Raw genomic sequence first — 19,005 nt, 5'->3', positions numbered from 1 at the left:
CGCAGTGGCAGCATTCCCGGCTTCGTCAGAGTCTGCTGCCGCGTCGGGATGACCCGGCAAACCGAAAGGCAAAGGTGACTCACTTGACCAGTCCTGCAATGGGTAATCCGCGAGCAGCCGGCCGGCCAGGGTTGCTACCGGTGAGAGGTCAGTGCCCATAGCAGTTGCACCCAGCCGCGCTGCCTCAAGCGGAATGATTCCGCGCCCTGAGAACATATCCAGTACCACGGGGGGCTTGCTGGGGTATTGCTCCGCTATCCTCTGACGCAGCCGGGACAGCGCACCGTTGTCGCCGGTCAACACCGCGAGCCTGATGTCGGCGCGGTTGCTAGAGGTGTCGGGAAGTAGAGCACAGAGAACAGCAGCACGAGCCTGAGCAATGGGCCGAGATGCGAACCATGTGAATAGAGCCTTCTCGCTGCGGCCTGAGCCCGCAGGGGTAGCCACTGCGGCGTCAACCTCGGTGCAAGGGAACCACGTATCGATCATCCGTGCCACAGCGTCGGATGGCGAGCTTTGAGCCACCGGTGGTTCGGTGTTAGCGCCAGCCGTTGTGGGCGACACGGGACCGGTTGTCACTGCTGTTCTCCAATTAGTCGGGCGAGCTCAGAGAGTGGGATTCGGAAACGCTCGATACGCTGAGGGCCACTCAGGGCAGCGGCAGGATCCTGTTGCCGCAGGACGACAGTTGGTTTTGTTGCACAAGAGGTGACTACGTAAAGCCAGTAGGTGTCAGTTCTCTGCTGCGCTTGAGCCCACTCGTTTTGTTCGAGCCATATTGGTCTCAGGGCTCCCTGTTGTCCCTTGACCTCAACGAGTCGTTGTTCGCGAGTCACCCTGTGCCGTGCGTAGAGGTCGTAGCCCAGTCCCGCGCTTTGGCGGTCATCGACGTCGAACCCGAGACGTTCAAGTTCTGTTACCACTGTCGCGATAGCGACCTTTTCTGCGTTCGGGTCGTATCCGAGAGTTTCTATCCTGGCGCCGCCGACGACGCTTACCCACCCAATCAGACGCACGGCACTGGCCGTTACCAGAGAAATATCTTTAAGGACCTCTTCGCGAGATGACTTAGCGGCAGCAAACTGGTCTAGTAGGACGCGGCGCTCGTTCAGTGATCGATCAGCGATGGATTCTTCAAATCGATATTGCGTCGTGTCCAATTGGGAGCGTGCGGCCGCAACCCATGATTCACGTTCGTTTGTTAGGGCTTGCACCTGTTGACGCAAGGTGAGGCGTGCCGCATTGTGGGCATCATGACGAACCCCAGGCGGGAGGGCGTTAGGGGTTGTGGGCGGAGCATCGCCCTGGCCGGCTGCGCGCAACTTCATCAAAGAGTCCCAGGCGACCGGGATGCTTTGCCCCAATGAACATCGGATCAAAATCGGGGCCTTGCGGATAATTCTGGTACGGCCGTCGTGAACCTGTACGTCGGCGTCAAACAGGGTTAGCTCATACGAAGTCAGTGATCCGCTGTCTACTAGCGTGGCTCCGCGTACTAGATCGGCCTCGCCAGTTGCTAGAGCGTGTGCCACAAGTTCCTGGAATGCCTCCTCAGTCGGTCCGAGGACGATGACATCGTCCAAGCCAGCTGCACCATCGTTGATGGCCTGGCGAACGGAGTCACCTGCAGCAGCAACAAATGCCTTCCACGAGCCACCGAGCGCACCTGGGAGAGGTGACCTGGTTGCCTCCAAGGAACGTATGCCTCGTGCAGGCCCGGGCCCAAGCATCCATCCTTCGCTGCGGCCGAGTTGCTCCACCATGGCCTCGACGATAATGGGGTTGATTGCCTCGAGTCGGTCGGCGGCGAATCTTTCTAGGGCGTCTGACACGTTGGCGGGAGTAGCTAGAAAGCGTTCCTCGTCTACGAGTGCTTGAGCGGAGGCTATAAGGGTTTGAGTGTCAGGAATGGCGACGTTACGACCCGCTTGTGCGTCGACCATGGCCTTCCCCCAATCGAATCCTGCGCGGTCGGCGCTGGCGCCGAGAAGGTCATAGATTTTTCCATCCAAAGACCTTCCAGCCTGCTCCAGATTCGTCAGCATCACCTGTTGGACGCGCCCCTCCCGAGTGTGAGGTGCGACCAGATGGTAAACGTAGACGGACTCTCTTTGTCCAATTCTGTGAAGTCGACCCATTCGCTGCTCAAGACGAACCATTGACCAGGGAAGGTCCCAATCCACCATCACGTGAGCGGACTGCAGGTCGATTCCTTCGCCGCCTGCGTCGGTCGATATGAGGACCTGGAATTTTCCAGCAAGAAATCTTTCTTGTAGCTCATCGCGAGTCTTGTGATTGACGGACCCTTCCAGTAGGTCGGTCGTGTAGCCGGCGTCCCTAAACCGAGCTTTTAGCCATTTCGCTGTGTCGGCGAACTCCGTGAAAACGAGTAGTTGCCCATGACCGGGGCGTATTTCATGCCGTTCCATGACGTGGATGAGGTGGAGCCACTTCGCAGGCGTTTCAGCAGTTTGGGCGTGAGCCAGGGTTTGGAGAAGGGTGCTTACTCGTGTGAGTTCGGCGGACTTGTTCTTGGTGCGAGCAGCCACCAATGCGGCTTCGGCCTTTTCCCACGCCTCATCATCATCTGCTGCAGTGCCGAGGCCAGCTGCAGTAATGAGGTCGTCTGGAGGTGCTGGCTGGGACCGTTCGTGCGCCGAGCCTTTAAGTGCAACCTGCCGGCGCTGTAAGGTCGACGCGACGGCGTATAGCGAGGATGCTGCGCGTTTTCCGTAGATGGAACGGGCCAGCGCGGCGGAGTCTGCATAGAAGGTATCGACGTAGTCCATCACAGAGTCGTAGGCGGCTGACTCATACCCGTTGAGAGCTACGGGAATTGTTTCGGAGAATCGCGGCTTAAACAATTTGGTGCCATCATGGCCTACAAGGTCTTCCTTCATGCGACGCAAGAATGACAACTTTGAGGGCACCAGTGAGGTGTCGTAGTCGTTAGTTCGTGGATCCCATGGGTAGAGAGTCGGATCCAGAAGATTCATGAGGCCGCGAAAATAGTGTTCCTTGCCCCGATGCGGTGTTGCCGTCATGAGTAGCAGGTGATGGCTGCAGTCTGCGGCCTGACGTGCCGCTGCGAGGAATTGACTTGTTGGAGTGAGCCTGTGGGCTTCGTCGAACACGACGAGAGACCAGGAACTACGTGACCCGGCTACTTTTCGCCTTACCTCGGCATTATGAGTGAACAGGTCGAGCGAGACCAGCCATGTGTCGTATCGTGGATCGAGGTCTGCTGGGTCGGCGGCTATCGCTGCTGTTATGCGCTTTGCCTGCACGCCAAAGAGACGCAGAAGGTCCCGTTCCCATTTTGTGACTAGATGTGCGGGCACGATGATCGCAGTACGCCCCTGGATCAGTCCGAGCCGCCTACCTTCTGTGAGGTACATGCCGGCCATGATTGTCTTGCCGGTTCCAGGCTCGTCACCCAACAGAAAACGGAGACGAGGCTGGTTCAACATGTGCCCGTGTACGGCCTCGTCTTGGTGGGCATAAGGCTTCAGGGGTCGGGTCGCCAATACAGCCGAGCGTATGCGCGGAACGGCGTGCTGCATCCATCGACCCCAGAGGCCGGTGAGTGCCCGCTCAGGATCTCCACCGCGGTCGTTAATGGGGACAAGGCCATCAGCCAGCTGAGCATCTGTTAGCAGTATGCGCTTTGGCGCGCCAGCGGCATCGATGACGAAGAGCTCAATCGTCCCGTCCCCGGCAAAGTCAGCGTCGCGTACGGTGACCAAGGCACCGTCCACACGCACTTGCGCACCCTTCTCAGGCAGCTCGACTGCCATCTTGCCCCCCAAGCCCGTACCCGCAGTGGCCTCGTTCCTCGCAGGTGTGCCACCAGGTCGAGCGACTTGCGAAGGAGCGCCCAGCCGCTTGAGAACGGCTACGTGTGCCGCCGCAACTTGGCTGAATGCAACAGGATATGGCGCGGCGTGGCTGCTGTCACCGGCTCAGATCGATCTCAGTTCGAGTCGTTCGTGCGAGTTGTCTCGCACTGAGGGGGTGCTGGGTCTGCTCGCACCGGCGCGATAGGTGGCGCCTGCTCACAGGGTTGGCGCAGCGGGTTTGGCCGGTGGCCTGCCTGGGTTGGGGCCGAGCATGATCAGGGGGCCGTACGCTGGTTGGCAACTCGGGCAGGCTTGTCCCTGCCCGTAATGTGTTCGAGTGGCCCCCTGGTCTTGTTCGGCGCGGGTCCCGGACCGGGGAGGTGGCTAAAGCCGCGGAGCTGACCGCCCCAGCCGCAGCGGGGTTTTCCTTCAGCAACCCTTCGCCGTTCGGCGTGCGGCTGGCGGCCGGGCCGGAGCGGGACGAAGGCAGGAGCGTCGGGCCGAGGCGCCGGGCCGCGCGCCGCCGCGCTGTGCGCGGCGGGAGCGCCTTGATGAAGTAGGGAAAGTTCTACCGCACGGGTAGCTGCTCGGCTCGGTACTGATCAAGCAGGCTGAAGAACAGCTCGATCGCAGGCGTCTCGGACTCCTGCGCCTCGCGCTCGATCTCTACAGCCCACCCCAGGGGACTGTGCCGGCCGTTGCGACGCCAAAGCCACTCAGCGAACGGCCTCTGGGCGCCAGGGCTCCAGAAGTCAAACGCTGCCTCGATGCCGTGTACCTTCATCGCCGCGCCGTACCCGAGCAACATCGACTCCAGGTGCTGGAGGGAACTTCCCCGCACCCACATCCCCGGACGCAGCCGTACCTCGTCGAGGAAGTCGTAGACATCGGTCAGCTCTGTCAGATGCCTGGGGGTTGGCCGTGCTGCAGCTGGCTCAGTCATGCGGCGACCCTACCGGCGAAGCAGGCGCTTGCCGTCGTGGCTTCGGACGTGCGGACCGGCATCGTCCAGGGCGTCTAGGAGCCGGACCGCGAAGACCTCGGACATGCGCTCGGCGACTTCTTGGGGCGTGAGCCAGTCGACGGCTATGGACTCTTCGGAGGTACGTTCGGTGCCGCCGGAGGGCTTGCAGCGGAAGACCAAGGCGACGATGCCGCGGGCGGTGTTCTTGTAAACCCCGGTGAGCTGGTCGACTTCGACGTGGATGCCGGTCTCCTCCCAGACCTCGCGCTTGACGCCGTCCTCGGGGGCCTCGTCCAGTTCCAGGACACCGCCCGGGAGCTCCCAAGCGCCGTTGTCGGCCCGGCGGATCGCCAAGAGCCGGCCGTCCTCGCGCACCACGGCTCCGGCCACGGATACCGAGTGCAGTGGTGTCGTTGACGCCAATGCCTGCGATGTACTCACCTGTTGAACCATAGGGGGCGAGGTTCTGCTGCACCTTGATCAACTAGTGGAGCTCCAGGACTGTCGGGTGTCCAAGGTGCTCGGCTACCGTGCGGTCCATGCCTTCTGCGTTGGACACGCCCCAGGGAGCGGCCGAACTGGCCGAGTCGTTGTTGCCGCCGCTTGGGAACCGATGGCTGCATACGCAGGCCGTCGCAGCGCGCGCCCGGGAGGTATCCGCGGCTGTGCCGGTGGATGAGCGTGATCTCTTGGTGGCTGCCGCCTGGCTGCACGACATCGGCTACGCCCCGGAGCTTCGGGACACTGGCTTCCACCCGGTCGACGGTGCACGGCACCTGGAAGCTCTGGGCGCTCCTGGACGGCTCGTGCGCCTGGTCGCCCATCACTCGGGTGCCGTCTATGAAGCGGAGCAGCGCGGGTTGTCGGCGGAGCTGGCGGTGTATGAGCGGGAGGACTCCCCGTTGCTCGATGCGCTCATCTGCGCCGACATGACGACGGGCCCCGCCGGCCAAGCCTTCGACTTCGAGCAGCGCATGGACGAGATTCTGGTCCGGTACGCGCCGGGCAGCGAAGTGCACACGGCGATCAGTAACGCGCGCCCGTACTTGCGTGCAGCTGTCGGGAGAGCGCAGGCTCGTCTCGGCGATCAGCCGATGTAGGGCTGGGCGCGACTTGCCAATCCGTGGTCGATCCGCATCCGCATGGACGGGTGGATGCTCAGTCCATCCAGCTTGCTCGGGTGGACGAACGCCACTTCCTTGCTTTCGCTGCTGGTGCGGAGCTTGCCGCCGGTGATGCGGGCGTGGAAGCAGATGGAGAACTGCTGGCGTACCTCGCCGTCGTCGTAGGCCATGACGTGCGCCGGGTTGGTATAGATGCCGATCAAGCCGGTTACCTCGACATCGAACCCGGTCTCTTCCTTCGTCTCCCGCACGGCTGCGGCCGGCGCGGACTCCCCGACGTCGATGCCTCCGCCTGGCAGTGCCCACAGGTTGTTGTCGGTCTTGTGGATGAGCAGGATCTCCCCGGCCTCGTTGAGAGCGACTGCTGTAACCGAGGGGACGATGCTGTTTGCCTTCGGGGCATTCGGGTCGTTGAAGTAGTCGACGCGGGCCATGCGTCCAGCGTCGCACATGCCTCGTTCGTGGTCAGGGGCGCCGTGCGGCTTCTCCGAGGTCCCTTCCGTCCAGGATCTCGATGTCGACGATCATGGTTCCGGTCGGGTCGAGGTTGAGCCAGATCACCACTTCGTCGTCCTCCTCCAGTGGGCAGATGTAGGGAGTGGGCGTGCCTTGGGGCGACGTCAGAAGGTTGCAGCATGTGGCCGAGCAGGTGCATACGCCGTAGTACCGCAGCGTTGGGATCTGCTCGCTGAGAACCCCGCCGTCCGGCTCAAGCAGGCGCAGGATGTCTGAGGCCAGCTCCGGGAACACGTCGGCGAACAGGGGCAGGTCGGCGGTCATCGGACGGCGGGCATCCCGCGCTCCCATGCGTAGTCGAAGCTGCGCATGTAGTGCCGGAAGGTGCGGGCGCCGGGCAGGTAGCGGAAGTGCAGGACCGGGTTCTGGCCGGCGGGAGCTCCGAGGACGTGTGGGTTCACCAGGACGTCGTCGTCGAAGCGGTAGATGGAGTTGTACAGGATCGTGTCGTGCGACCTGACCTCCACGCCTGGTGTGGCCATGGTCGGTTCGAGGTAGCGGCGCGTGATCCGGGCCCGCGCGGCCAGGTCCCCGCCGATCCCCTCCTCGTCGCCGCGCTGGCGGACCGCTTCCGAGTCTGGGTCGCCCAGCAGTATCCGCACCTGGGCACCGGCGGTGGCCTTCTCCGCCAGCTGGTCGGGGAGGTCGGGGTGGCTGTCGAAGAGGAACAGCCCGGCGTAGACCAGGATCTCGACGTGGCTGGTGGCCTGCTCGATCAGCGATGACCACAGGGCCTCCGGGACCGCTCCGCGGTGCGGGTAGTACGTGATCAGCTCGGATGTGCTCGCCGTCTCGGCCTGCTTCTGGACCGACGGCCACACATAGACCTCGTCGACACCGAGGAAGCTCGCGGCCGTCCAGCGGTGGCCCCGGTGAGGTGTGCGGTTGGTGGTGATCCAGCGCTCCACGCTCTTGGGATCAACCCCGACGTGGTCCGCCACGGACTGGATGGTCTCGCCCTTTGCCGAAATCGCCGCGCGTAACCGCTCGTTCGCCATCGTCGTGCCCTCCTGAGGGGACGCCAGGGACGTTTTGACGATAGCTCAGACGTCCCCAAACGTCCATACGGACCGTGATGCGTCCACTACCTCTCGCGGTCTCCTGTAGTCACCGCCGAACGACGGCGGAACGCCTACTCCAACAGGAGACAGACGATGCGTCAGATCCCCGTGGACACCTCCGCCGCCACCGTGATGGTGGCCCAGGCACCCCAGCCCAAGGTCCGCGACCGCCGTACCGGCGAGATCGCCACGGACGCCGAGACCGGCGCGACGATGATGACCGTCGACGTGATGTTCGCATCGAACGGCGAGGTCGAGATCCTGTCGGTGGCCGTCCCGGAGCCGGGCATCTCGGGTGACCTGGTGATGGGCACGCCCGTCGCGCTGACCGGCCTGGTGGCCCGGCCGTGGGAGAACGAGTTCAACGGCCAGCGCCGCCACGGCATCAGCTTCCGCGCGGTCGCGGTCACCTCGCTCGCCGCCGGCGCCGCGAAGGCGGCCTGACCCATGACCCGCTTCACGCTCGCGCTGCTGCTGGTCGCCGCCATCGCCCTGATTCTGCGGTGGCGGCGCCCCGCCTGGTATTGGCTGACGTTCGGGGTCTCGCTTGCCCTGCTCCGGGTTGCCGTCCGCTACAGGTCGGTGATGGACGCCTGCGGGCTGACCGTCCCTCCGTCCCGCTGGCGCATGGCGCTCGCCCGGGCCGCCAACCGCCCCGTACCGGGCCCGCGGGCTCCTCGCGTCCTACGCGTGCGGCCGACCCGGACCGGCCTGGTGCTGCGGTTGAAGATGCGCCCCGGACAGGACGCCTTCGACTTCGCGGCGACTTCCGACCGGCTGCGGCACTCCTTCGCCATGTACGCGGTCACCGCCCGCGAGATCCGCTCCGGTGTGGTCGAGCTGCGGATGACCGGCTACGACGTCCTCAAGCGGGTGCAGATGCCCGCGAAAGTCGACGCGACACCGATGCGCGTACCTGTCGCGCTGCGCGATGACGGGGAAGTCCACTACCGGGACTACCGGAAGGTGCCGCACGCGCTCAACATCGGCGCCACGCAGTCGGGCAAGTCCGTCTATCAGCGCAGGCTCGTCACCGAACTCGCCAAGCAGCATGTCGCCCTGGTCGGCATCGACTGCAAGCAAGGCGTCGAGCTGTCCCCGCTCGCTCGCAGGTTCTCGGCCCTAGCCGACAACCCCGACACCGCCGCCGACCTCCTGGACGCACTCGCAGACCGCATGACGGACGTCTACCAGCTCATACGCCGCGAACAGCGCGTGAGCGCCGACACCCCCGACGCGGAGATCGCCGCCGACATCTGGGACCTGCCCGAGCACCTGCGTCCCGTGCCGGTCGTGCTCCTCATCGACGAAGTGGCGGAACTGGCCCTCTACGCCACCAAGGAGGAAGAGAAGCGCCGCGACCGGATCATCACCACCCTGGTCAGCCTCGCCCAGCTCGGCCGCGCCGCCGGCATCTACGTCGAGGTGTGCGGCCAGCGCTTCGGCTCCGAACTCGGCAAGGGCATCACCATGCTCCGCGCCCAACTGACCTGCCGGACCGCACACCGGGTCAACGACGAGACCAGCGCCAACATGGCATTCGGCGACATCGCCCCGGACGCAGTCCTCGCGGCGATCCAGATCCCCACCGAGACGCCCGGCGTTGCCGTGGCCGCCGACTCCGCCGGCGGCTGGGTCCGCACCCGGACACCACTCACCTCGCTGCGGCACGCGGCCAACGTCTGCAACCGCCACGCGGACCTGACCCCGGAACTGCCCGAACTCGCCGCCTTCCGGCCCGCCCTGCCGCCCGTGATCCCGCCCAAGCCGCTCCACGCACCCGCCCAGCTGACCGAAGCTGCCTGACCTCGGAAGGAGAACGATCATGCGGTCTCTGCGCGTGGACGCGGTGCTCGTGCAAGCGGTCATCGCAGGGTCACTGTCCTTCGCCCACCTACACGACCTCGCCGCCGCAGCTGGACAGAGCGGCTGGAAAGCCTGGGCCTACCCCATCAGCGTCGACCTGCTCCTTGTCGCCGCCTGGCGAAAGCTCCGCTCCCTCCGCCCCAGTGGTGAACCGGTGCGGGCTGCGTGGTTCTGGTTTGCCACGGCCCTGGCCGCATCCCTCGGCGCCAACGTGGCCACGGCCGGCCTCCTCGACCTGGACCACGTGCCCGACTGGCTGAGCATCCTCGTCGCCGGATGGCCCGCCCTGGCCTTCCTCGGCGGCACCCTCCTCGTGCACTCCCCAAGCCCCGCCCCCGAACGCCAGGAAGCCCCGGCCCCCGACGTGAGCGAGGCGTCCAACCTCCAACGCGCCCCTGAGCCCGAGCCCGTGCCGGACGCAGTCGAGGCAACCGAGCCTGTCCCGGCCCTGCCTGCCGCACAACCCACCCCTGCGCCGGCACTTCCCGCGGTCCCAGCCGCACTGGTTACCCACGCCCGGAAGGTCGCCGACGACCACCACGCCCGCACCGGCCACCGGATCGACACCGACACCCTGCGCGTCCGGCTCGGCGTCCCCGCCCAGCTGGCCGACGCCATCGCCGCCCACCTCACCTGACAGGAGAACACCGCAATGCGTCCGCACATCCGCGCCGCCCTGGAACGGTCCGCCGAACTCACCCGGAACCACCGCCTGGTGGACGCCATGCGCCTGGGCGAGGACGCCATCAACCAGGCCACCGACGACGAACACCCCGAGATCCGGCAGTGGCTCACCGACCACGCCAGCGACTTCAGCGGACAGGAGGACTGACCCCGATGCCCGCCCGCGACTTCTTCCACTCCGTGATGCGGATCGGCCCCGTGCAGATCGGCACCCACCGCGACCGGCACGGCCAGACGAAGCACGCCGCGGTGTGCACCAACGACCGCTGCGGCTGGTCCGCCGACTACTCCAGCCAGTCAGCCGCCCAGCTGGCCGCCCGCACCCACCGCTGCACGGCCCGATAGGAGGCAGAACCGTGGACGTCCCGCTCTGGTTCGCCCTGATCGTCGTCGGCTACCTCGGCTGCAAACTCATCCGCCCGCCGCTCTGGCTGGTCCTGGTGCTGCTCTTGGGCGGCTACCTCATCGCCGACAGCCTCCTCGCCCCCGTCATCGACACCTTCATCGAGAAGTAGGGAGACCGCTCATGCTTCGGCCGAAGATCCCCACCAACCCGACCCCGACCGGCGTCACCATCCCGCTCCCGGTCGGGTCGACCACCGTCGTGCAGCACACCGCGGCCACGGCCCCTGCGCCCGTCCCCGTAGCTCCGGTGTCGTCCCGGCCCGTCGTCCAGCTCACCCCGGGCGCCCTGGTCACGCTCGTCGCCGGCGGCACAGCGGTGGTCTTGGTCGTCGGCACGGTCCTGGTGTCGCTGCTGCTGGCGGTCGCCGTCACCGCCGCATCCGTCGCCATCTGCGCGGTCGTCCTGCGCTCGATGCTCAACGGCCAGCGCCAGCGCTGACCGGCCCCCGGGGCGGTCTCAACCGCCAAGTATCGCCCGCCCCGGGAGCCGAGCCCCTGCCCGAACCAGAGATCCGGAAGGAACCCCCATCATGACCCACTCTGCGCCGCCTGCAGCACGGATCTGCCCGGCCTGCGACGGCTTCGCCTCCGCCGCCATCACCACCGGCACCCGCCTGAACGATGGTTCCCGCGCCACGCTCCGCGTCGCCTGCCCCGGCTGCCGCGGCACCGGCCACGTCCCCACGCCAGCCTCCGCCGTGCGCCTTGCCCAGGTGGCCCGATGATCGCCCCGGCTGCCAGGAACGGGCTGCGGGTGCTGGATCTGTTCTGCTGCGCCGGCGGGGCCGCCATGGGCTATCACCGGGCCGGCTTCGACGTGGACGGCGTTGACTTGGCCGACCGACCCAACTACCCCTTCCCCCGCCACCGCGGGGACGCCCTCGAACACCTCGCCCGCCTGATCAGCACCGGTGAGATCGAGCGCTACGCCCTCGTTCACGCCTCGCCGCCCTGCCAGGCTCGGTGCGCGCTGACCGTGGGCACCAACGCCTCCCAGGGCTGGGGCAGCACCCACCAGGACCTCGTCGGCCCGACCCGGGACCTGTTGGGTCGCACCGGTCTGCCGTATGTGATCGAGCAGCCCAACGGCCGCGCGAGCATCCGCAAGGACCTGTCGCTGTGTGGGGAGATGTTCGGTCTCGGGGTGCTGCGTCACCGGAACTTCGAACTCGGCCGTTGGGCCGTCCCGCGTCCCGTGCACCCTCGGCACCGTGGCTACGTGCGCGGGTACCGCCACGGCGTCTACCGCACCGGCCCGTACGTCGCCGGCTACGGAAACGGGGGAGGCAAGGCCACCGTGGCCGAGATGCAGACCGCCATGGGCATCGACTGGACCGACGTCCGCGAGGAACTCACCGAAGCGATCCCCCCGGCCTACACCCGCTGGATCGGGGCCGCGTTCCTCACTGCCCGCCAAAAGGTGATCGCGTGACCGACACCGCGACCCTCGCGGGCCTGGACCCGACCACCCTGCACGATCTGCTGCGGGTGGCCGGGTCTCCGGGCTTCCACCGCTGGGAAGACCAGATCCGCCGCACCGGCGGCTGCTCCGACCCCATCCACCTGACCGGCTGGACCCTCACCAAAGACAAGGTGAGCGGCGAGACCCTGCACCACTACTCCACCGAGAACGAACCCGGCGGACGCCTCCGCATCGCCTGCGGCAACCGCCGCGCCTCCCGTTGCCCGGCCTGTGCCTGGACCTACGCCGGCGACACCTACCACCTCATCCGCGCAGGCCTCGCCGGAGACCAGCGCCGCGACATCCCCGGCACCGTCCGGGATCACCCGAGAGTCTTCGCCACCCTCACCGCCCCCTCCTTCGGGCGCGTTCACAACCGGCCCGGCACCGGACGGTGCCGCTGCGGGACTCGGCACGCTGCTGACGATTCCGCTTTGGGGACCGCGTTGGACCCGACGACGTACGACTACGCGGGGGCGGTGCTGTTCAACAACCACGCCGGACAACTGTGGCAGCGCTTCACCAACCGGCTCCGCCGCGAGATCGCCGCCCGCGCCGGCCTCACCCAACGCGCCATGGCCGAAGTCCTGCGCGTCTCCTTCGGCAAGGTTGCCGAGTTCCAAAAGCGCGGCGCCGTCCACTTCCACGCCGTCATCCGCCTCGACGGCCCCGAAGGTCCCGACACCGAGCCCCCGTCCTGGGCCACCACCCAGTTACTCGAGGACGCTGTTGGGGCTGCCGCCCACCACTCCTACACCTCGGTCGCCGTCCCGGCCTCCGGCGACCAATCGGCCCGGACCTTCCGCTGGGGTACCCAGCTCGACGTTCGCCCGGTCAAGGCTTTCGGCGACGGCTCGGACATCACCGAGCAGGCCGTCGCCTCCTACGTCGCCAAGTACGCCACCAAAGCCGCCGAGAACACCGGCACCCTCGACCGCCGCATCGGGGAGCTCGCTGAACTCGACCGCCACCAGGTGCCCGACCACGCCCGCCGCCTCATCCAAGCCTGCCGCGACCTCGACGACCTCTACCCGGACCGGCGGCTGTGGGCCTGGGCGCACATGCTCGGCTTCCGCGGCCACTTCTCCACCAAATCCCGCCGCTACTCCACCACCCTCGGCGCACTGCGCCAGGAACGTGCCGACTACCGCGCCGCCCAGGAGCACGCGTACCTCGGCCTGGAGGACATCGAGCCGGACACCGTCCTGGTCCTTGCCGACTGGCAATACGCCGGCCACGGTCACACCCCCGGCGAATCCCTCCTCGCCGCGTCCATCGCCCGGGACCTCCAGCTCAACCGCGAAACCGCCCGCGAAGCCCTGCATGACCAAGTTGCCCCGGAAGGAGCCGCAGCGTGAAAGACGAATTGATGACTGTTCCGCAAATCCTCGCCGAGTTGGGGGGCGTTTCACGTCGCACGTTCTACCGCTGGCGGGAACTGGGGCAGGGTCCTGACGCCTTCAAGCTGCCCAACGGGGAGCTCCGGGTGTGGCGCAGTGACTTCATGGCGTGGCTGCGCCGGCTGGAGGGGACTGCCGCGTGAAGTCCCTCGACGTGAAGGTGTGGGCTGTTCGCAAGCGGAACACCAAGACACCGTCCTACAACGTGCGCTGGTCCGTGGGCGGCCAGGTCTTCTCCGATACGTTCCGGACCAAGGGCCTCGCCGACAATTTCCGCTCCAAGCTTCTGCGAGCGGCCCACGACGGAGAGGAGTTCGACGCCGACAGCGGTCTCCCTCTGTCCATGGCGGAGCAAAAGGCCACGCTGACCTGGTACGACTTCGCGCTCAAGTATCTGGCGATGAAGTGGCCGCACGCCGCGCCGAACACGCGTGTCGGGATCAACGAATCCTTGGCTTCGGTCACCGTGGCGCTCCTGGACGATCGTCTCGGCCGGCCGCCGGAGGAACTGATCCGCAAGGCTTTGCGGAACTGGGCCTTCGTCCTGCCGGGGCCGAATGATCGGGAACTGCCTGCGGAGATTGCCAACGCGCTTCACTGGGTATCCAAGGCGTCTCGCCCGCTCGCGGATCTCGGTGACCCGGTGATCGGCCGTGCCGTGCTCGATTCCCTCAAGCTCAAATTGGACGGCACTGCCGCGGCTGCCGAGACCGTGCGTCGAAAGCGACGGACGCTCGTCAACGCCATGCATTACGCGGTCGACCTCGGCGAGTTTCCGGAGAATCCGCTCGCTGGCGTCCGGTGGCAAAAGCCCAAGGTTTCCAGCGAGGTGGACCCGCGGGTCGTCGCCAACCCGCACCAGGCCCGCGACCTGCTGTGCGCCGTGTCGTACCTCGGCGGCTACCGCCGTGCCCGCGGCCGGCGCCTGGTCGGTCTCTTCGCCGCGATGTACTTCGGGGGCCTGCGCCCGGCCGAAGCGGTCGGCCTTGCCGATATGGACCTCACCTTGCCCGCTACAGGTTGGGGCTCCGCACTTCTCCACCGCACGCGCCCCAGCGTCGGAAAGCAGTGGACCGACTCCGGGGAGAGCCACGATGACCGCGGGCTGAAGAACCGGCCGGCCGAGGACGTGCGCCGGGTGCCGATTCCCCCGCAACTGGTGGCCATCTTCCGGGAACACCTCGACACCTTCGGGACGGCTGGCGACGGGCGCCTGTTCTTCAGCGAGGGCGGGGGAGTGGTTTCCTCGTCCTCCTACTACCGCGCCTGGCAGGAGGCTCGCCTGCTGGCTCTGCCGCCGGCCGTGGCAGCCTCGCCCCTTGCCCGGCGGCCCTACGACCTGCGGCACTCGGCGCTGTCGACGTGGCTGAACGCCGGCGTCGACGCCACCGAGGTTGCCGAACGAGCGGGCAACAGCGTGGAGGTGCTGCTGAGCCGGTACGCAAAGTGCATCGACGGGCGGCAGGAGGTCGCCAATCGCCGTATCGAGGACTTGCTGCGTGAGTATGAGTGACTGAAGGCGCGATCCCGACGCCACCAGGAACGCAGCCGGCCTGTCCTCGGCCCTCTCCGACCAGAGTCCCGTGAGGCCCTGCGCGCCCGGGTCTGACACAGCAGATGCCCGGTTCGGACCAATGCGCCTATCCGAGTCACTTACGGACGTCCGGCGAGCGAGAGACATGCGATGGGGGTACGTCGATTCGCGCAAGGTGACCTTGGGATCCAGGAGGAGATCAGCTATGTACGCAGTAGTGCGGCGCTACGAAGGGGTGACCGATTCAGCCGAGGCGGGACGCCTGGTGGCCGAGGGATTCGTGCCTCTCCTCCGCCAAGTCCCCGGATTCGTGTCCTACTACTGGGTCGATGCCGGGGATCGGGTGATGCTCTCCACCAGCGTCTATGAGGACCAGGCCGGGGCGGAAGAGTCGGTCAAGAGGGCGGCGGACTTCGTACGGGACAACCTCGCGTCACTGCTCCCCAACCCCCCGCAGGTCACGGCCGGCCCGGTTGTGGCTGCTGGGTAGCGACCTGCGCAGTGGCGCTGGATCCCCGACGACCTGACCTCTCACGAAACTCCGGTCAGAGCCGGATCCAGGGAGTCTCACCAGCGTTGGCGCATTTCCGTGGACTGACCTGCGCCGATGGCTCAAGATCCTGTCCACGTACTGTCCACAGACCCCGTCCTACGGCCACTTTCGGCGGCATACGGCTGCGCATACGCAAAGACCCCGCACTCAGCGTCTTGGCTGGTGGCGGGGTCTTTTGGCACCTCGTGCGAGGTGCCCCCGGCAGGATTCGAACCTGCGCACACGGCTCCGGAGGCCGTTGCTCTATCCCCTGAGCTACGGGGGCGTGTCATCCGCCGTGGCGGCGACGGGTGAAACCTTACCAGCCTGGAAGGGGTGTCCGTGTACAGGGTTTCCGGGGAGGCGGGTCGTGGGCCCGCGAGGGTGGAGTGGGGGTGGAGCGGCGCCGGAGACGGTGCCGCCGGGAGGGCGAGGGCCGGGCGGCAACCACCCCCGCGACGGAAGCCGCGCACGCGCAACGCGCCGTGCCCCGCGCAACGTGCCCGCGGCATAGCCCATGGCCCGGGTGCCCGTCCGGCGCACCGCCGCCGCGTCCCCCGGTCGGGGAAGGAATGGGGAAAACGCGGACGCATCCGATCCGGCGCGCCTAGGCTCTTCATGTGCCGGGCGTGTCCGGCCGGGTGCTTGTCGTCGACGACAACAAGGTCATCCGGCAGCTGATCAGGGTCAACCTCGAGCTGGAGGGCTTCGAGGTCGTGACCGCGGCCGATGGTGCCGAGTGCCTGGACGTGGTCCACCACGTGGGCCCGGATGTGGTGACCCTCGACGTCGTCATGCCGCGCCTCGACGGGATAAGGACGGCGGCCCGCCTTCGTGCCGACCCCCGGACGCGTGATGTGCGGATCGTCGTGATCAGTGCCTGCACCCAGGCCGAGGTGGAGAGCGCGGTCGCGGCCGGGGTGGACGCATTCCTCGGCAAGCCCTTCGAGCCGGGCGAGCTGGTCAAGGTGGTGCGGCGGCTCGCCGGTCCGCTCGAAGCCGACACCCCCGACGCCCCGGACGCCGACGCTCCCGATGCCGACGTCCCCGACGCCGGCGCCCCCCGGAACCAACGGCGGGAAGAAGGGGAAGAGGCGTCCGCCGCCACGCGCGGCACTGCGTGACCAGGGGTGACCAAAGGGTGAAACCCGTTCGCGTCGGCACCCCCCTCCTCGCCTACGCTTGCGCTTGTGACCCCCGCTGAGCTCTCCCGCACCGTGCTCGCCACGGTCCGTCGCGCCGTGGAGGCCGACGAGCTCAGCCTCACCGGCCCGGTCCCCGAGCGGATCGTCGTACGCAAGCCGCCGCGGCCCGGGTGCGGGGACTACGCCACCAACGTCGCCCTGCAGCTCGCCCCCCTGACCGGCGCCGCGCCGCTCGCCGTCGCCGGGGTCATCGGCCGCCGGCTGGCCGGCGCCCCCGGCATCGCCCGGGTCGAGATCGCCGATCCCGGGTTCCTCAACATCACCCTCGAGGGGGAGTCGTACGAGGCCCTCGTCGGCCTCGTACGAGAGCGGGGAAGCCGGTACGGGATCGGCGCCCACCAGGCCCCGGCCACCGGGGACCCCACCGGCGAGGCCCGCGCCGACGCCTACGCCGCCGCCCTGCGCCGGCTCCACGCCGCCACCGGCATCGTGCCGCCCGCCCGGCGGCCGCACCCCGTACGCGAGACGGCGGACGAACTGCGCCGCACCCTCGGCGCCGACGCCACCGCCTGGGCCCTGCTGCGCCCGCCCGCCGAGGACGCGCCGCGCACGGACGCCGCCGAGCACCTGGCGCAGCGTGAGGGCAACCCCCTGTTCCGGGTCCGGTACGCTCACGCCCGTACCCGGGCCCTGCTGCGCAACGCCCACGATCTGGGCGCCGGACCCGGCACGGCGAGCGGTCTGCGCCACCCCGCGGAGACCGAACTCCTCGGCCTGATCGCCGACTTCCCCCGCACCGTGGAGGCCGCGGCCCGGCACGGCGCACCCGATCGGGTGGCCCGGATGCTGGAGCGCACCGCCGACGCCTTCCTCCGCTTCCACGACGAGTGCCCGGCGCTGCCGAAGGGCGACGAGAAACCCTCGGCCGTTCACGGGGCCCGTCTGGCGCTCGCCGACGCCGCCGGGACCGTGCTCGCCAACGGCCTGACCCTGCTCGGCATCAGCGCCCCCCGACACCTGTGAGAGCAGAGAGCACAAGACGATGAGCCGTTCCGCACACCCCGCCGGGCCCCGTTACGCCGACGTCCTCCCCGAGGGCCACTACACGGCGCCGCCCGCCGACCTGAACGCCCTGGACCCCCGGGTCTGGGCCCGTACCGTCACCCGGGACGCCGAGGGCGTCGCGACCGTCGGCGGGCTGGACGTCCGCGGCCTCGCGGAGGAGTTCGGCACCCCCGCGTACATCCTGGACGAGGCCGACTTCCGGGCTCGCTGCCGCGCCTGGCGGGATGCCTTCGGCGCGGATGCCGACGTCTTCTACGCGGGCAAGGCGTTCCTGTCCCGCGCGGTCGTGCGCTGGCTGCACGAGGAGGGCCTCAACCTCGATGTGTGCTCCGGCGGCGAGCTGGCCGTGGCGCTGTCCGCGGGGATGCCGGCCGACCGGATCGCCCTGCACGGCAACAACAAGACCACCGCGGAGATCCGCCAGGCCGTCGAGGCCGGGGTGGGGCGGATCGTGGTGGACTCGTTCCAGGAGATCGTCCGGGTGGCGGACGCCGCGCGGAAGGCCGGCCGGCGGCAGCGGGTGCAGGTCCGGGTGACGGTCGGCGTCGAGGCGCACACCCACGAGTTCATCGCCACCGCGCACGAGGACCAGAAGTTCGGGTTCTCCCTCACCGGCGGGGACGCGGCCGAGGCGGTCCGCCGCGTGCTGCGGCTGGACTCGCTCGAACTGGTCGGCATCCACTCGCACATCGGCTCGCAGATCTTCGACACCTCCGGCTTCGAGGTGGCCGCGCACCGCGTGATCGGCCTGCTGCGGCAGATCCGCGACGAGCACGGGGTGGAGCTGCCCGAGATCGATCTCGGCGGCGGCCTCGGCATCGCCTACACCCCGGACGACGACCCGCGCGAGCCGCACGAGATCGCCAAGTCGCTGGGGGAGATCGTCTCCCGCGAGTGCCGGGGCGCGGAGCTCGCCGTCCCGCGGCTGTCGGTCGAGCCGGGCCGGGCGATCGTGGGGCCGACGGCGTTCACCCTCTACGAGGTGGGCACGATCAAGCCGCTGGAGGGCCTGCGGACGTACGTGAGCGTGGACGGCGGGATGTCGGACAACATCCGCACGGCGCTGTACGACGCCGAGTACAGCGTGGCGCTGGTGTCGCGGTCGAGTGACGCCGAGCCGATGCTGAGCCGGGTCGTCGGCAAGCACTGCGAGTCGGGCGACATCGTGGTGCGCGACGCCTTCCTCCCCGCCGACCTGGCGCCCGGCGACCTGCTGGCGGTGCCGGCGACGGGCGCGTACTGCCGCTCGATGGCGAGCAACTACAACCATGCCCTGCGCCCCCCGGTGGTCGCCGTCAAGGACGGCGAGGCCCGGGTGATCGTCCGGCGCGAGACGGAGGAGGATCTCCTCCGTCTCGACGTCGGCTGACCTGACATCTCACATAGAAGGAACCCGGTCTCGCGATCC

23 protein-coding genes and 1 tRNA gene are annotated in these 19,005 nt (G+C 67.8%); 17 read left to right on the top strand and 7 right to left on the bottom strand.

The window, feature by feature from the left end:
- Window positions 1-575 precede the first annotated feature (575 nt).
- The 3 genes from AB0F62_RS21330 to AB0F62_RS21320 all read right to left on the bottom strand — a co-directional run bounded on the left by AB0F62_RS21330 (window position 576) and on the right by AB0F62_RS21320 (window position 5,256).
- Window positions 576-3,797: a helicase-related protein gene (locus AB0F62_RS21330; RefSeq protein ID WP_361801060.1), complete on the bottom strand. Its 3,222-nt coding sequence runs from the start codon at window positions 3,795-3,797 to the stop codon at window positions 576-578.
- A gap of 610 nt (window positions 3,798-4,407) precedes the next feature.
- The gene (locus tag AB0F62_RS21325; protein ID WP_361801057.1) at window positions 4,408-4,782 is read right to left on the bottom strand and encodes a hypothetical protein; all 375 of its coding nucleotides are present in this window, start codon (window positions 4,780-4,782) and stop codon (window positions 4,408-4,410) included.
- Between the two features lie 9 nt (window positions 4,783-4,791).
- A complete protein-coding gene (locus AB0F62_RS21320) occupies window positions 4,792-5,256 on the bottom strand; it encodes an NUDIX domain-containing protein (RefSeq protein ID WP_361801054.1) in 465 nt (154 codons plus the stop codon).
- Between the two features lie 86 nt (window positions 5,257-5,342).
- Here AB0F62_RS21320 and AB0F62_RS21315 point away from each other — a divergent pair, with 86 nt between their 5' ends.
- Window positions 5,343-5,903 carry an HD domain-containing protein gene (locus tag AB0F62_RS21315; protein ID WP_361801051.1) on the top strand — a complete coding sequence of 187 codons (561 nt, stop codon included), beginning with the start codon at window positions 5,343-5,345 and terminating at the stop codon, window positions 5,901-5,903.
- Here AB0F62_RS21315 and AB0F62_RS21310 read toward each other — a convergent pair.
- The 3 genes from AB0F62_RS21310 to AB0F62_RS21300 are packed head-to-tail and all read right to left on the bottom strand — an operon-like array spanning window position 5,891 to window position 7,384.
- Window positions 5,891-6,361, bottom strand: coding sequence for an NUDIX domain-containing protein (locus tag AB0F62_RS21310; RefSeq protein WP_361801048.1), 471 nt, complete (start codon window positions 6,359-6,361; stop codon window positions 5,891-5,893). The two genes, AB0F62_RS21315 and AB0F62_RS21310, sit on opposite strands and share 13 nt — an antisense overlap.
- Window positions 6,362-6,392: 31 nt before the next feature.
- Window positions 6,393-6,707 carry a hypothetical protein gene (locus tag AB0F62_RS21305; RefSeq protein ID WP_361801045.1) on the bottom strand — a complete coding sequence of 105 codons (315 nt, stop codon included), beginning with the start codon at window positions 6,705-6,707 and terminating at the stop codon, window positions 6,393-6,395.
- The gene (locus AB0F62_RS21300; RefSeq protein WP_361801042.1) at window positions 6,704-7,384 is read right to left on the bottom strand and encodes an XRE family transcriptional regulator; all 681 of its coding nucleotides are present in this window, start codon (window positions 7,382-7,384) and stop codon (window positions 6,704-6,706) included. Before AB0F62_RS21300 ends, AB0F62_RS21305 begins: the two co-directional genes overlap by 4 nt.
- Before the next feature lie 213 nt (window positions 7,385-7,597).
- On the opposite strand from AB0F62_RS21300, the gene AB0F62_RS21295 reads away from it, so the two are divergent.
- The 13 genes from AB0F62_RS21295 to AB0F62_RS21235 all read left to right on the top strand — a co-directional run bounded on the left by AB0F62_RS21295 (window position 7,598) and on the right by AB0F62_RS21235 (window position 15,345).
- Complete coding sequence (locus AB0F62_RS21295) at window positions 7,598-7,948, top strand: hypothetical protein (RefSeq protein WP_361801039.1); 351 nt, start codon at window positions 7,598-7,600, stop codon at window positions 7,946-7,948.
- Between the two features lie 3 nt (window positions 7,949-7,951).
- Entirely contained in the window at window positions 7,952-9,310 is a 1,359-nt protein-coding gene (locus tag AB0F62_RS21290; RefSeq protein WP_361801036.1) for an FtsK/SpoIIIE domain-containing protein, read from the top strand.
- Window positions 9,311-9,329: 19 nt separating this feature from the next.
- Entirely contained in the window at window positions 9,330-10,007 is a 678-nt protein-coding gene (locus AB0F62_RS21285) for a DUF2637 domain-containing protein (RefSeq protein WP_361801033.1), read from the top strand.
- A gap of 15 nt (window positions 10,008-10,022) precedes the next feature.
- The gene (locus AB0F62_RS21280; RefSeq protein WP_361801030.1) at window positions 10,023-10,202 is read left to right on the top strand and encodes a hypothetical protein; all 180 of its coding nucleotides are present in this window, start codon (window positions 10,023-10,025) and stop codon (window positions 10,200-10,202) included.
- 5 nt (window positions 10,203-10,207) lie between these two features.
- Window positions 10,208-10,399, top strand: coding sequence for a mobile element transfer protein (locus AB0F62_RS21275; RefSeq protein WP_319159126.1), 192 nt, complete (start codon window positions 10,208-10,210; stop codon window positions 10,397-10,399).
- An 11-nt stretch (window positions 10,400-10,410) separates the two neighbouring features.
- Window positions 10,411-10,569, top strand: coding sequence for a hypothetical protein (locus AB0F62_RS21270; protein ID WP_361801027.1), 159 nt, complete (start codon window positions 10,411-10,413; stop codon window positions 10,567-10,569).
- Between the two features lie 11 nt (window positions 10,570-10,580).
- On the top strand, window positions 10,581-10,898 hold the full coding sequence (locus AB0F62_RS21265) for a SpdD-like protein (RefSeq protein ID WP_361801024.1): 318 nt from the start codon (window positions 10,581-10,583) through the stop codon (window positions 10,896-10,898).
- A 91-nt stretch (window positions 10,899-10,989) separates the two neighbouring features.
- Window positions 10,990-11,184 carry a hypothetical protein gene (locus AB0F62_RS21260; protein ID WP_361801023.1) on the top strand — a complete coding sequence of 65 codons (195 nt, stop codon included), beginning with the start codon at window positions 10,990-10,992 and terminating at the stop codon, window positions 11,182-11,184.
- Window positions 11,181-11,891 carry a DNA methylase gene (locus tag AB0F62_RS21255; protein WP_361801021.1) on the top strand — a complete coding sequence of 237 codons (711 nt, stop codon included), beginning with the start codon at window positions 11,181-11,183 and terminating at the stop codon, window positions 11,889-11,891. Before AB0F62_RS21260 ends, AB0F62_RS21255 begins: the two co-directional genes overlap by 4 nt.
- Window positions 11,888-13,279, top strand: coding sequence for a replication initiator protein RepSA (gene repSA, locus AB0F62_RS21250; protein ID WP_361801019.1), 1,392 nt, complete (start codon window positions 11,888-11,890; stop codon window positions 13,277-13,279). The genes AB0F62_RS21255 and repSA overlap by 4 nt, the downstream gene beginning before the upstream one ends.
- Window positions 13,280-13,290: 11 nt before the next feature.
- Window positions 13,291-13,464, top strand: a complete 174-nt coding sequence (locus AB0F62_RS21245) for a helix-turn-helix domain-containing protein (RefSeq protein WP_179279879.1) — start codon at window positions 13,291-13,293, stop codon at window positions 13,462-13,464.
- Window positions 13,461-14,834 carry a site-specific integrase gene (locus AB0F62_RS21240; RefSeq protein WP_361801016.1) on the top strand — a complete coding sequence of 458 codons (1,374 nt, stop codon included), beginning with the start codon at window positions 13,461-13,463 and terminating at the stop codon, window positions 14,832-14,834. Before AB0F62_RS21245 ends, AB0F62_RS21240 begins: the two co-directional genes overlap by 4 nt.
- Before the next feature lie 226 nt (window positions 14,835-15,060).
- On the top strand, window positions 15,061-15,345 hold the full coding sequence (locus AB0F62_RS21235) for an antibiotic biosynthesis monooxygenase (protein ID WP_361801013.1): 285 nt from the start codon (window positions 15,061-15,063) through the stop codon (window positions 15,343-15,345).
- 256 nt (window positions 15,346-15,601) lie between these two features.
- Here AB0F62_RS21235 and AB0F62_RS21230 read toward each other — a convergent pair.
- A tRNA-Arg gene (locus AB0F62_RS21230) sits at window positions 15,602-15,673 on the bottom strand.
- A gap of 334 nt (window positions 15,674-16,007) precedes the next feature.
- On the opposite strand from AB0F62_RS21230, the gene AB0F62_RS21225 reads away from it, so the two are divergent.
- The 3 genes from AB0F62_RS21225 (at window position 16,008) to lysA (ending at window position 18,966) form a co-directional block, all read left to right on the top strand.
- Window positions 16,008-16,511, top strand: coding sequence for a response regulator (locus tag AB0F62_RS21225; RefSeq protein WP_361801010.1), 504 nt, complete (start codon window positions 16,008-16,010; stop codon window positions 16,509-16,511).
- 66 nt (window positions 16,512-16,577) lie between these two features.
- Complete coding sequence (gene nrtL, locus AB0F62_RS21220) at window positions 16,578-17,555, top strand: ArgS-related anticodon-binding protein NrtL (RefSeq protein WP_361801007.1); 978 nt, start codon at window positions 16,578-16,580, stop codon at window positions 17,553-17,555.
- 19 nt (window positions 17,556-17,574) lie between these two features.
- The gene (gene lysA / locus AB0F62_RS21215) at window positions 17,575-18,966 is read left to right on the top strand and encodes a diaminopimelate decarboxylase (RefSeq protein WP_361801004.1); all 1,392 of its coding nucleotides are present in this window, start codon (window positions 17,575-17,577) and stop codon (window positions 18,964-18,966) included.
- Window positions 18,967-19,005: the final 39 nt, after the last annotated feature.

Origin of the sequence: Streptomyces sp. NPDC026673, from assembly GCF_040638135.1 — a bacterium.
GTDB lineage: Bacteria > Actinomycetota > Actinomycetes > Streptomycetales > Streptomycetaceae > Actinacidiphila.
This window is presented reverse-complemented; position numbering and strand designations above follow the sequence as displayed.

Bases quoted from the DNA above. Each gene is read 5' to 3' on its own strand.
- AB0F62_RS21330 (WP_361801060.1), bottom strand. From the start codon at position 3,797: ATGGCAGTCGAGCTGCCTGAGAAGGGTGCGCAAGTGCGTGTGGACGGT.
- AB0F62_RS21325 (WP_361801057.1), bottom strand. From the start codon at position 4,782: ATGACTGAGCCAGCTGCAGCACGGCCAACCCCCAGGCATCTGACAGAG.
- AB0F62_RS21320 (WP_361801054.1), bottom strand. From the start codon at position 5,256: ATGGTTCAACAGGTGAGTACATCGCAGGCATTGGCGTCAACGACACCA.
- AB0F62_RS21315 (WP_361801051.1), top strand. From the start codon at position 5,343: ATGCCTTCTGCGTTGGACACGCCCCAGGGAGCGGCCGAACTGGCCGAG.
- AB0F62_RS21310 (WP_361801048.1), bottom strand. From the start codon at position 6,361: ATGGCCCGCGTCGACTACTTCAACGACCCGAATGCCCCGAAGGCAAAC.
- AB0F62_RS21305 (WP_361801045.1), bottom strand. From the start codon at position 6,707: ATGACCGCCGACCTGCCCCTGTTCGCCGACGTGTTCCCGGAGCTGGCC.
- AB0F62_RS21295 (WP_361801039.1), top strand. From the start codon at position 7,598: ATGCGTCAGATCCCCGTGGACACCTCCGCCGCCACCGTGATGGTGGCC.
- AB0F62_RS21290 (WP_361801036.1), top strand. From the start codon at position 7,952: ATGACCCGCTTCACGCTCGCGCTGCTGCTGGTCGCCGCCATCGCCCTG.
- AB0F62_RS21285 (WP_361801033.1), top strand. From the start codon at position 9,330: ATGCGGTCTCTGCGCGTGGACGCGGTGCTCGTGCAAGCGGTCATCGCA.
- AB0F62_RS21280 (WP_361801030.1), top strand. From the start codon at position 10,023: ATGCGTCCGCACATCCGCGCCGCCCTGGAACGGTCCGCCGAACTCACC.
- AB0F62_RS21275 (WP_319159126.1), top strand. From the start codon at position 10,208: ATGCCCGCCCGCGACTTCTTCCACTCCGTGATGCGGATCGGCCCCGTG.
- AB0F62_RS21265 (WP_361801024.1), top strand. From the start codon at position 10,581: ATGCTTCGGCCGAAGATCCCCACCAACCCGACCCCGACCGGCGTCACC.
- AB0F62_RS21260 (WP_361801023.1), top strand. From the start codon at position 10,990: ATGACCCACTCTGCGCCGCCTGCAGCACGGATCTGCCCGGCCTGCGAC.
- AB0F62_RS21255 (WP_361801021.1), top strand. From the start codon at position 11,181: ATGATCGCCCCGGCTGCCAGGAACGGGCTGCGGGTGCTGGATCTGTTC.
- AB0F62_RS21245 (WP_179279879.1), top strand. From the start codon at position 13,291: ATGACTGTTCCGCAAATCCTCGCCGAGTTGGGGGGCGTTTCACGTCGC.
- AB0F62_RS21235 (WP_361801013.1), top strand. From the start codon at position 15,061: ATGTACGCAGTAGTGCGGCGCTACGAAGGGGTGACCGATTCAGCCGAG.
- lysA (WP_361801004.1), top strand. From the start codon at position 17,575: ATGAGCCGTTCCGCACACCCCGCCGGGCCCCGTTACGCCGACGTCCTC.